Source organism: uncultured Clostridium sp., assembly GCF_947072515.1.
GTDB lineage: Bacteria > Bacillota > Clostridia > Clostridiales > Clostridiaceae > Clostridium.
The window spans coordinates 1-13423 of sequence record NZ_CAMTIG010000073.1 but is presented as its reverse complement, the minus strand read 5'-3'; the positions used below and the strand labels follow the sequence as shown (position 1 = coordinate 13423).

The window sequence follows — 13423 nt, the reverse complement described above, 5'->3', positions numbered from 1 at the left end:
AAAAAGGAGATGATTTATATGTTCGAAAAAGTACTTGTTATGACTTTTACAAACGGAACTGGGAAGAAATTCTCTTTAAAACTTAAGGATTTAGTGGAGGATCTAGACCAAGTTGCTTTAGTGGAGATCATGGACACAATAATAGAAAATGAAATTTTTACTGTAGGTGATTATCCTTTAATTGAAAAAGTTAAGTGTGAGTTAATCGCTACTGAAACTACTCCATTTAAAGTTGCTTAAATAATAAAGAGGCATACTAGAATTTTAGTATGTCTCTTTTTTATACTCACTACTAAATTCATTTCTATAATTTATTGGTAAGTTTTACAATATCCTTTTAATGATTTATACTTTTATTAGAAATGAATCTATAATATTTTATTTTCTAAAAGGAGGAGTACCAATTGAGCACTCAAGCATTACAAATAATTAATTTACGAAATATATCATATCCTGAAAATTCACTGACTTTATTTATAAAAACATTTTCTAAATTTAAATTTGATGAAATTTTTTCACTAAGAAATGAATATCCAAATGCTACTATAAATATTTTTACAAATGAAAAAAAATTTGTTTTTTTATATACTCATTCTATCAAATTACTTACCTCTCTTAATGAAAAAAATATCAATATTATTTTCTCTAATAATATTCAATCAGACATGCTTTCTATCGATAATTTTTTTAGCTTTCCTCTAGTTTATATAAATAAAATGATCTTTTTAAATACTAACAATACTACTAAAGAAAATCTTAAAAATATAAGTTATTCCGATCCTTCTACACTGAAAGATCTTTTTATCAAATCTGATAATTCATATATATCTAATATAAATACTCTAACATTATCCGATATTAATAATCTTATCTTAGATATCAATTATTCAGATCTTGAATTGACCTCTAGTGATATTCTACAATTTAGTAATTTTGATAATTCAACCATAAATCTCATTTCTATTTTATCAGAAATTGATGAATCCCTAACTTATAATGAGGTAGGAATACTTCTAACTAATGATAGTAAAAAAATAGGTGCTTATAAAAAATATGGTGAAAATCAAGCTAAAACTGGTGAACTTCTTGAATTAGTATCTATCAGTTCATCTACCCCAAAAACTGTAACTCTAACCAAATTAGGAAAAGAACTTCTTACTGTTAATAAGAATATCTTTGATAATATCATATTTTTTGAGGTTTTAAAATGCAAGTTTATTAAATATTTGCTTTCACTATGTAAATTTAATGAACGTGTTAATGTTAAAGAAATTTGTCTACCTATTGTTTCTGAAAAAACCTATCTACGTAGACGCTCTAATATCAAACACCTTATAACCATTTTAAGATCTAAAAATATCGAATCATTAAATATGTATTTAGATAAACTATCTTTTTAAAAAAGTGAGTAACTTATTCGTTACTCACCTTTTTTATTTATTCTTTTCCATCTCCATCCAAAAAGCATTATCTTCCATATAAATAACCTCCTCAATATTACCTATTTTCGCTAAACTTCTGTGTTTCTCTAATGATTTTATTTTAGTAACTAATTCCTCTTCTTGAGCTTTACTTGTCGTATTATATATATACTTTATATCTTTTGTAGATAAATCTGATACTTTATGCACTATCCACGTTAAAATATGATTAGCATATTCATTATCGCCTGTAGAAAAATGGCTTAATAATTGAGTTGATAATATTGTTCCTACTCCAAACATTCTTCCTTCTTTTAATATTTTTTTCAAACTCTGAAAATTACCTGAAATAAAGTTATCAGCTTCATCAACTAGTATCATTTTCTTTAACTGCCTATACTTTCCATCCCTTTTACTTTCACCTAATACTTTCATTTGAGAATAAAATATATCTAAAATTATTCCTACAACTAAATTCTGAATATCTACATCATTATTTGAAATATCTATCACTGTAACTCCGTCAATCATATCGTATAAAGACTTAGAATTATTTGAATCTGGATCAAATATTTCAAATTCATGTAATTTATCTAAGCATGCATAAAGTTTATCCATCTTTATATCTTCACTCTCAAAAAAATCACTACATACCTCTGCTATTGTTGGCGGTGTATTTTGCCATGTATTTGGATCATTTTTTTTAATTCCCCTTTTTTCATATGCATTCATTATGATTTCTTTTAATTTATTTTCTTGAACTGTTCCCAATCCAAATGCTGTAGTCATAGTACACTTCAATGCATTCGCTGTGTGTAGTGGTAATAAATTTTTCTTTTTGTTCCCTTGAACTAATTCCAATGGATTAAATGGAAGATGATATGTTTCATATACTTTCGCATTTGTAGCATTAACAAATTCATTATCAATATAATCCCCTTTATAATCAAATATTAATAATCCAATTTTTTCACTATCAATATTTTGATATGAATTCTTATTTAACTGATATATCAATGACTTTGTAAACTGTGTTTTACCAGTTCCCATAGTCCCAATTATCCCAGTATTAGTGTGATTATTTTGTTCTGAGTCAGTTGGATTCCAAATCACATCATTTTCATCATAAATATTTTTCCCAAATATAATAGATAACGGATCTTTAACTTCTATCTCCTCTTTAATTACTGACTGTTCATCTACATTATTTTCATCATATACTATATTTACATCTTCATTCTCATTTTGATTATCTCCTAACCCCTCATTATTTTTCCTTCTATACAGATTAAATAACAAAGTATCACTTTTTATATCTCTTTTATCTAATATAAAGTCATTTTTTATTTCTTCAATACTTTTTAAAATATTTCTATACCCTGATGATTCCGGAAATTCTAACTCTAAAATTTTATTTCCTTTATCATACTCTTCTTGATTAAACGATTCTCCTAATTCATCAATATCAATATCAATAAGTTTTCCACTTTTTTCAAAAGATATATCATCCTTAAAACTAAAAATAGCTCCTCTTCCAATTATCTCATCTAAGCTATTGGATATTCTGTAGTCGTCATTTAATAATTTCACTCGTGTATTAGTTTCTATAATAGAATCCCATTCTTGTTCATTCCATACATCATAAAGTTTTAATTTCTCAATACTTACAAGTACCAATTTAATTAAAAAATCTCTAAATATTTTTGCTTGTAATTTATCATTTATTTCTCTACTTATATTTCTCTCTATATGATTTCTTGTTTTATATGCCTGTAATTTTGCCTTTTTAATTTTATCTCCTTTATTTTTCCCAATTTTAACTTCAATCGGGTAATAATGAACATCTATATTTCCATCATCACAAGACTCTATTCCCACTAATAGTAAGTCATCTGAATATGCACCTTCTCCACTTAAATTTTTTATTGAGAATAATCCTTCTTTACTACTTAATCCACATCCTTTAGATACTCTCAAAATCTCTTCTAGTGAAATTGGAACCCATATTATATTTTTATTATAGAAATATGCTAAACTTAATTTTATCGTAGAGATTATACTAAGTTTTTCTCTATCTTCATATCCATTGCAAGAAATTATTTTTAATAGCCAATCTCCATTTATTGCATTAAAACAATTTATTACTTTAGTTATTAATTCATCACTATTATCTAAAGTTACTTTTTTATTTTCCAAAAAACTTTTTATTACTTCTTTATATTGTTTTGTCTTTCTAGTTACTGTAATAGCATCATACCCTGAAGATGGAGTATATTGATCACTATAATGTATTATAAGTAAATCCTTCGCTTCAATTGTATCTTTAAAAAACTGTAGTCCAACCATTGGATTTATAAATGTAACCCAGTTTGCTGATTCATAGATATAATTTAATCTTTCTTCTTTATACTCATCTATTGCAGTTGTTTTACACCTACTTTCATCAAAGGGTGATTCATTTTCAACTGAACAAATCAATGCATTCATTTTAGTAGCCATTTTAACAAGTTTATTTTCTGAACAAATAAATCTAGTTCCATATCCTGTCCTATATGATTTAGATATTTCTTTAGATGAAACTGATGACAATAGTCCTCCTAGTGAAACTCCAGTATTTATATCTTCCATCCTTGTGTTTTTCTTAGAAAACTCATGTTCCATTTCATAAAATGTTATATGACTATACTCATATTTATTAGTACTATAGTTTTTTATATAGTAACTAAGTTTTGAATTTATAATATCAAAAATATCTTCTTTAGAATATTTTTTATTAGATTTTATTGCAAGCGATACTCCTAATTTTTCTTCTGCCTCATCAGCATGCGTGTAATTCTGAATATCTTCAAATACACAATCACCTACTTTATTATAAATATTAATAATAATTGGTCGTAGTGTTTCAATTTTTTTATTTTTTAGTTCTTCAATATAATAATCAATTACGCCTTGTAAAATATCCTTAGAATATCCTGTATTAATTAGATTAATCTTCACGGGTATTTCTGATGATAAAAATAATAGCCTAAAATGTTTTGTAAACTCATTTATTTTTTCTCGAACTAATTTTTTAACAAAGCTTCTATTTCTTTTATTGAAATTAACATCACTTATCGCGTATTGCTTCCATTCTTTAGAATAATTTTGTTCTACAGCACTATATAGTTTTTCTTTACCAAATGATATATATGGAATTAGATTTATTGAATCCAATTTATTCGCAATTTCTTTCTCTAATTCCTCTTCATTTGAAATAACTTTATCTCTTAATTCTTCTGTAATCATAAGCTGATACTCTAAATTAATAGGATGTAACGGCGTTAATAGTATCTGTTTAACTCCCCCCGCTCTCTCAACTGTACCAATTTTCAGTAAATCAATAAATCTCTCACACATATTATCATTATATTTAATCTTATCTAACTCTAAAAAATATATATCAATATATTTTCTCAATTTTCTCTCTAATTCGCTATCAATATATGCTAAACTTGGTAGAAGTCCATTTATATTATAATATTCAATTACACTATAATATGCCTCTCTTAGCTCATTGCAAACTTCTAACTCCCTACTATTCATTTTTCCATTTACTTCTATAAATGACATTCCCCCATTTTTCAAAATAAAATCTTCCCTATCAAGGTTAATCTTAAATTCATCATAAGCAAAATTCACATTCTCATCTCTAATTATTTTATTATCTAAAATTTTATAACTTTTCTTATCTTTTAATTTATTTATCCAAATTTGTCTTCCACTAATACGTTTTATTTTAGAATCTCGTCCAACTATACTGAATGGAATTATTAAGTTATCTAGCATAACTTTAAATTTATATTCATTATCTGTTTCATCAATTTTTATCCTATTTTTTACTTTATATCTATTACACTTATTAAGTATTATCATCTCTTCTTGAAATTTTAAAGTTATTGGTACTTCTTCTTCAGCATATGGATTTAATGTAAATTCTGTATCTGAGGTTGTTATCGCTATATTCTGCTCATTTTTAGTTACCTTTATAGTATAATCAGATCTTATAACAGTATCTTCAAATACCTTTTTATCACTTGGAACAATGACTATTTTAAATTCATATTTACACTTCCCTGTATATGATACTTTATAAAAACTAATTTTATCATCTAGTTTATCCAATATCACATTAATCTTTCTATTACTTATTTTAGCAACAATATTTTGACCAAAATCACACTTAACTCCTTTATCTTTCATTACTTCTAATTTACTATCAAATGTAAATGTCAATTTAATTGTGTTGACTTTATTTTTATTAAAAATAATTATATTTCTTTTTCTTCCTTGTGCTTTCGTTGTCCCGTCTTCTTTTTCCCAGTAATCTTCTTGTTCAATATCTTCTATACTACTTCCTATATAAAGAATATCACTTTTATCATAATTATCTATAAATTGCTTAACTGTTTTATATTCCTCATTAATCCAATTTTTTTTAGCTAATCTTTTTTTTCCATCTTCATCTAAAAATTTTTCTAAGTCGCCCTCTATATCTCCACTATATTTATGAATACTATCTATTTTTAAATATGCTTGTGAATTATCATTCAATCTACTTATAGCTTCTTTTTCATTATTGATTCCATCTAATTTCGAATCTTTAAATAATCCAAATTCTTTAAATTCTGATTCATCCATATATCCTTTATTTATTATTGATAATATATCACTATACTGTAATATTGATTGTCCTTCATCTGAATCTTCTCTTTCCATTCTTCCTAAATCAAACTTCAAAACATGTTTTGCACTTAATGTAATCTTACTTATATCTATAAGATAATTTATATCATTCACTAATGTTTTAGAGTGAAATGGCATGCCTTCTTTTTGAAAATTTATAACTCCATCAGTTATAGTATCTTTATCACTTGTATGAATAAATAATATTGCTGAATTTTCAAATTGTTTCCTTACATTCGCACTAACTTCATTTCTTAAAGTAGCTAAAAAATCTGGGTTAACTCCATCGATTGTAGCTGCAATAATTACTCTTATTTCATTGCACTCAATTGAGTATGTCCTATACTCCTCATACTTTTCATTAACTTGATATTTAAATTCCTGAACATTTGAAATTTTTTTTATTTCTTCATATAACTGTTTTACATCTGATTCTTTTTCAAATTGAATTTCATATCTATCCCCATAAGAAATCTTTGCTCTTTCAAAATATTCAACAACCTTTTTAGCTAAAAAATTATAAAATTGCTCTAACATATAACGCATCCCCACTATCACTTTTCTTTTCTAATACATTTAATCTCTGATAAAAGTCAACAAGTCTATTTCTAGAGTCCTTGTCTAAATATACTCCTCTTCGCTCGAATTCTTTTATAATATATTGTAATCTAACTTTTTCCTTGTCTTTAATACATAATTTTGTTAATAATATCACATACTCTTCTTTTAAATTGAGTGTCATCCCATTTCTGCCCCTATTTCTCAAAAAATTATTTCTACAAAACTCAAAAAACCAATCATAATATCGTCTACTTAACTCTATAGCATTTTTAACTTTCGAATGATGATTGTGTATTAATCCATATAATTTTTCAATTTCAATTAGAATTTCATCTTCAGTGTTTGTGTTAAATTCATATTCTTTCCAATGCTCTTCGTCATCCTTCACTGCCTTTTCATATTCTTTTACCATCTCGTCAATACTCCCCCATGTATCTATTTTATCATCTTCACTCATTTCACTAATCAAGTCTTTAAACTCCTTATACGTATACTTGTTTTGACCCTCTTCTGAACAATTTAAAATATTTAAGCATATTTCATGAGATCTTAAACTAGTTATTGCACTCTCTACTAATCTCCATCCATTCTCATATCCTATTCTTCCTCTTGAAACTTTTTCCCAATCAAATGTAAAATATATAGGCATTACTTCTTTTTCATCAAACATATTATTTAGATTCCCAACCGTTCTTAATATATAAACTACATAATAAAATTTTAAAAGAATTATTATTTGAGCACAAAAATCTTTATTTTCTTTTAATAGATACTTTAAATCGTCATTAAAAATACTTGTAATTTCTTTTGCAAAATTTTTATATTGTCTTTTTCTTTTTTCATTTTTTATATTTACTTTCGGTAATTTATCCAATATTAAATCAATTAAGACATTTTCTGCTTTATTGTTAAATACCTTTTCAATAAACTCTATATAATCCTCTTTATTATCAAATAAAACATCATATAAAAAATTTCCCATCTCTATATTTTCTTCTTCTATCATTGAATAAATTAAAACCTTTGGATGAAAATTTGCAATTTTTTTATTGTCTTCAAAAAAAACTGTAGAAATTATTTCTATAAATTTTTCTTTGTCAGCTTCTACTTCAAATTCAACTGAATTTATAACTTCTGAAAAAAATCTTTCCTTATTAAATTCAACTACATCACAATTTAATAAATTACAACAGAAAGTTCCAATACATTCATCAAATCTTTTTATAATTTCTTTATGCTCCTTCAATGGTCTTACATTATATGGAACTATTAATTTGTCATTAGTTTTATGTGTAGGTTTCTTCATTGGTTCAGTCATTCTATAATCTTTTTTTATCTTCTTTATATCAATTCTATATCCCATTATTTAATCCTTTCAAATTTGTATTTCCCAAATTTTTTAACAAATTTAAACGTATCTATGTTATCAGCTATGCTTTCTTTAATATAAATCTCTTTCTTTTGTTCACCATAACTTTTTATTTTCTCAATTGAATCAATAAATCCAATAAAATCATTTCTTTCTTTTTTCTTAGGAATATATCCATCTCTTATCTCTACTAATAATTTAAATAATTTATAATCCAACTTAATAGTCAATTTTTCACCTTCATTTTTCACAAAAAAATCTATCCTAATATTTAAAGCAAATTTTTCTAATATTTCTCTTGAAATATTATTTTCTAAGTTTTCTTCATTACATTCCAAATCTAATTTTTCATATACTTTAAATTTATTTTGCAATCTTCCAATATTTATTCTTATATTATTATCTGATGATTTAACATTATCTAATTTATATATTGCTTCACTCACTAAGTCATATAGTTCTCCTAAATTTTTAATATTACTAACATTAAAACTATATAGAAACTTAATAAAATTTTCATAAACCTTATCTTGATATAACTCATTATTACTATCACACAAATATCCAAGTCTTAAATAATAATTAATTATACTATTTTGTAATGTTATCTTATTTGTTTTTGAATCTGCATAAATTTTCTTTAACTCAGTACAATCATTCAATATTTCTATAATATATGGTTTATCTATTGGGTACACGTCTTCTAGGTATTTCTTTCCCAAAATTGGTTCTATACTTAATCTATTTATCAATTCATCTATTTTTTCATTTGACTTCAAAATAGGATCCACCCTTCCCAATGCTTTTATAATTCTAGATGAATCTTTATTTATAAACATAATATTTGAAGTTAATGAATCCATATATTCTATAATATTTAATTTTTCTACTTTTCTAATAAAATCCTCTCTACTTAAATTATTAAAGTTAGGGTGAACTATAATATCATATATAAAATTCATTATTGATCTAGTAGTTATTGATACCTTCTCCTTTATCATTACTTCAATTAATTTTCTTGCAATCCCTATTTTCACCTTATCAATACTTAATAGCTCAAAATTTTCCTTTATTGGACATCTTTTCCTCGCATGACATCTTGAACATTTTTCTTTATATTCTGTATAAAATCTATTGTCTTCTCTTTTAGCAAATATTTTATCTATTAATTGATAAATATATTCATATTCTACGCCTTTCTCACTTAATGAAAACATATGATAGTCAGCAAAATTCACGTATGAAAATTTATCATCTACTATTTCAACTCTATTAATGACATCCGTCATTAATATTTTATTATCGTCTATATATGCTCTTAATTTTCTAAATTTTTCTCCATAATTCGAATCAATAAAGTTTGTTAATGTTCCTAAATTAATTAATAGTACTTTTATAGTCTTACTCTTATCTATATTATCATCATTATACTCATCCAATTCTTCATTTAGTGTTTCCAAAAATGTTTTCTTAGGATCAAAGCTTTCTGTTGCATCATTATGCACTTTTATTACTCCATTAAATTGGGGATATTTATTTAATAAGTAAGATTGCAAATGAGACTTACCGTCTCCAGCACTACCACAAACTAAGATCAACCTTCCCTTACCATAACTAATTGCTTTATCTAATATATCTTTTAGTTCTTTTTCAATCTCTCTTTCAACATGCATATATTTCTTAAATCTACTAAAATCCTCAATATTATCTACTGCTTCTTTTGATGACATTTTTAATTTTTTCAACTCATCTAAAAAACAAACTTCTTCCATTTTCGCCCCTCCGATTATTATATTTATCTAAAATTAAGACTAGCTTTAATTACTTTAGTTAATTCTAAGCTAGCCCATTCACTTCCTAATTTATCCTTAAAAGGATTAAATATTCTTATTTATTAATATTAACATATTTTTAGAGTTTGATCCTCTATATCCAATCATGTTTGGAATATTGATATACTTTTCAATTAAACAACTATTTTCATTTAGAAATGCTTGTTGTATATCCGGAATTCTAAATAGTAATCTCATTATTATTTTTTCTCTCTTCTCTTCACTATACTCATAATATATTTCTCCTAAATTAGACAATCTAATCTTAGCTTTAGATTTAATTCCTGTCATTTGAACTAAATCTAGCAATGCTGCAAATTTTAAATTTTCTTCTATATCTTTTAAAGTTTTCTCATCTGAACTTTTCTCTAGTCCTGTAGCAATTTCTTCTATTGAGTATATCCTACCTTTTTCTTTCTTTAAAATTTTTATTACTTTATCTATTGCTTCACTATGATCTTTTAATTTAAATTTTGTACTCTTTGATACTTCCTCTAAATCATTACTTTCTCCTATAATCTTTACAATATCGCTAATCTCAGTCTCTAATAATAACTCTACTATATACTTACTATATCTATCTACATCATTACAAATAGAATTTCTATAATTACAACATTGCAAATCAATTTTCTTAGTAAAATAAAGCTTTAAGATCTCATTTTTATCAACTTTCTTATTTACAATTGAATCCCATGTAATATTTTTTTTCACACATACATTACATACTGGTTTATTAGCATATCGTCTTCCAAATCCATATTGAAATCTGTATATATTCTCTTCTTCAAACTTCAAATCAAAATATTTTTCCGAAATTTCTGGATGTTTTTTTTCAAAGTCTAACATTACTTGATATGCCGCACAATTAGTTTCCTTATTAGTATGGTATTCTTGATTTGCAATACAGTATTCTCTAAATGATTTTTTTTTGAAAAAATTAGGTTGATTACACCATCTAGCAAGTTGAATATACATGCCTTTGTACGTACTTTTTTTATAATCTTCATATCTCATGATGTATGGTAATGCTCCATACATCATAAGTATCTTGATTCGTTCAAATACAATTTTAATGTCTTCTGCATCTTGTGATTCATATCCACTAATAACATACATCTTGCAAATCTTTGTTGAATATCTCTTCCATAACTGAACTTTCTCAATAATTAGTTCCTTATCCTTTATATGATCAAATGCAAAAATAAAATCACCACGATATTTTGCAGCATTAAATCTTTTTGCCTTTTTATCTGTCATTAATCTTATGTCAATTCCCTGTCTGAATTGAAATTGTTTTCCTGTTGATTCTATATCATCTAAAACTTCTTCCCAGTTTTCAAATGCTAAAATATTATCATCCCATAAGTATATATATGGTCTTTCATTATTTAAAAATTCTTCTACTTTTGAATGTCTGAATACCCTATTATATTTTTTATTAACACAAAATGAGCACTTTCTAAAACATCCTCTTGTCGTAAACCCTATAGAATAGTCTAAATAATCTGAAAATTTATTTCTATTTTTGCCGGTTTCTAATTGCTCATCTATATATTCCTTATACAAATCATAATACGGCATATGATGCTCTATTTCATTACTTAAATTGGGTCCACCATCTGGGAAGAATCCTGTTCCTCCTACTTCAACATACTCTAACTCAATTACCCACTCTGGAGTTTTAGTAAATGAAAAAACTTTAGAAATAAATACTCTATCATATTCTCTAACTTCTTCGTAATCATTATATATTAAAGTTACTTCATCTCCTTTTTCTCTGTAATATCCAGCTATTTTCATCAAGGCCAAATTAGGGTGTCGAGTTCCATTATCCATTAAATCCGCATCAATTAATCCTATTTTCATAAATATATCTCCGTAAAAATTAGTATAATAAACCAAATGTTTATTCGATTTATTATACTAATTTTTACACTAAAATACAATTTTGATTTATAAAACCACATAATCAAATTTATTCTATTAAAGGAATTTTAAATAGTTAATACTAATATTAACTATTTAAATATGTTTTTAACATTTTGCTCATAACTTTCTGATTTTCATAATTTATAAAAGACATGCAATTTCTAAAATCGCATGTCTTTCTATTTCAATAATTATTTTTTTATATTATAGTAATCTAATGTTACTAGTATTTCATGATCTTCCTTATCTGTTGAAAAATCTACTTTTTGCTTATTTCCTTTATTAAAGTTTTCTAAATATAAATAACTGTTATCCACAACTATTCCATCTTTATCTTTTACCTGGACATTATAACTTATACTTTCAAAATTTATATCACTTGTATTTTCTAATATTGTTTCATACTTTGTCCAACTATATTCTTTGCTTTTCTTAAATTCTATTTTGCTTATTAATTCTTCCGCAAATTTCTTCGCATCACTTTCTTCTGCTATTACACTTGCTTGTGCTTTAAAATCTTTATAAGTCTGTTCATTTTCTTTATCTATTACTAATCCATAATTATCTACCATACTAACTAATGCAGGCTTTCTTAGTTCTTCTGATTCTTTAAGATATTTCGTTGCTACTTCATAATCATTGCTCTTTTCAGCTTCAATTTGTTTTTTAACTCCTTCAACATAGTTATCAGCTAAATTTTTCAATTCTTTTTCTTCTATCTTCTCTTTAGCTTTTTCAAAACTTGAAATTTCTGTATTTAATATTTTTTCCATTTCTCCTTCTGTATAACCTCTTTTTTCTGCTGTGTTTTGAGAACTCCATCTTTTATTTACTGCTTTAGATGCTTCATTTATAAATGTTTCATCCCCCGATGCTCCTTTACCTTCTGCTCCGCATCCTACTAACATTAATGCACATGATGCAATTATTAACCCCTTTAAAATCTTTTTCATTCTCTCTTCCCCTTTTAGTTTATTTATACTTATATATTAATATATTGTAAATTTTTTGTCAATTTTTGTTTTTATTTTGTATTAGATTTGAATTTAATAAATTTAAACTACATATTTTCTATATATATATTATTTGCAAAAGAGGTATACTAGAATATCTAATACACCTCTTTCATTACTATATTTATTCTTATTAATATATTTAATTACCCTATTTAAATATATTCTAACTATCTAACTTCTTCTAAAATTATTCCCTCTTTAAATCCACCTCTAGCTTGTTTCTTTTCTTCTCTCTTTTCTAAAAGGTCTTTCTCTGTATATCCTAAGTTGTCTGCTAATGCAAATAATACTTCCATCACATCTGCTAATTCTTCTAGGTTTTTATCTTCTAAGTATTCTCCAACTTCTTCTTCTAGTTTTGTTTCTAGATATTTCGTTTTTTCTTTCCCTGACACTATTCTTGTCTTTGATGTTTTCCCTGTCTTTTCTATTATTTCTGGTATTAAATCTCTTACTAATTTATCGTATTTTTTCATTTTCTTCTCCTTTTTCTTTTGGTTTTATCTCGGTCCAGGGCATACTCACCCCACGGGCACAGTACAAGCCTCTATGAGGCGTTCACTTGCCCGG

8 protein-coding genes are annotated in these 13423 nt (G+C 25.5%); 2 read left to right on the top strand and 6 right to left on the bottom strand.

Annotated elements, in window-relative coordinates; genetic code table 11:
• Positions 1-18: 18 nt before the first annotated feature.
• Complete coding sequence (locus Q0W06_RS17275) at positions 19-240, top strand: DUF2922 domain-containing protein (protein WP_297638648.1); 222 nt, start codon at positions 19-21, stop codon at positions 238-240.
• Positions 241-404: 164 nt separating this feature from the next.
• On the top strand, positions 405-1400 hold the full coding sequence (locus Q0W06_RS17270; protein WP_297638646.1) for a hypothetical protein: 996 nt from the start codon (positions 405-407) through the stop codon (positions 1398-1400).
• 33 nt (positions 1401-1433) lie between these two features.
• Here the strand turns inward: Q0W06_RS17270 and dptH are convergent, their stop codons facing one another.
• The 6 genes from dptH to Q0W06_RS17240 form a co-directional block, all read right to left on the bottom strand.
• On the bottom strand, positions 1434-6680 hold the full coding sequence (dptH, locus tag Q0W06_RS17265) for a DNA phosphorothioation-dependent restriction protein DptH (protein WP_297638643.1): 5247 nt from the start codon (positions 6678-6680) through the stop codon (positions 1434-1436).
• Positions 6661-8067, bottom strand: a complete 1407-nt coding sequence (gene dptG, locus Q0W06_RS17260; protein ID WP_297638640.1) for a DNA phosphorothioation-dependent restriction protein DptG — start codon at positions 8065-8067, stop codon at positions 6661-6663. The genes dptH and dptG overlap by 20 nt, the downstream gene beginning before the upstream one ends.
• Positions 8067-9845 carry a DNA phosphorothioation-dependent restriction protein DptF gene (dptF, locus tag Q0W06_RS17255; RefSeq protein WP_297638637.1) on the bottom strand — a complete coding sequence of 593 codons (1779 nt, stop codon included), beginning with the start codon at positions 9843-9845 and terminating at the stop codon, positions 8067-8069. The genes dptG and dptF overlap by 1 nt, the downstream gene beginning before the upstream one ends.
• A 105-nt stretch (positions 9846-9950) precedes the next feature.
• A complete protein-coding gene (locus tag Q0W06_RS17250) occupies positions 9951-11774 on the bottom strand; it encodes a hypothetical protein (protein ID WP_297638634.1) in 1824 nt (607 codons plus the stop codon).
• 254 nt (positions 11775-12028) lie between these two features.
• Complete coding sequence (locus Q0W06_RS17245) at positions 12029-12790, bottom strand: hypothetical protein (protein WP_297638631.1); 762 nt, start codon at positions 12788-12790, stop codon at positions 12029-12031.
• A 230-nt stretch (positions 12791-13020) separates the two neighbouring features.
• Positions 13021-13329, bottom strand: coding sequence for a nucleoside triphosphate pyrophosphohydrolase (locus Q0W06_RS17240; protein ID WP_297638629.1), 309 nt, complete (start codon positions 13327-13329; stop codon positions 13021-13023).
• Between the last annotated feature and the right edge of the window lie 94 nt (positions 13330-13423).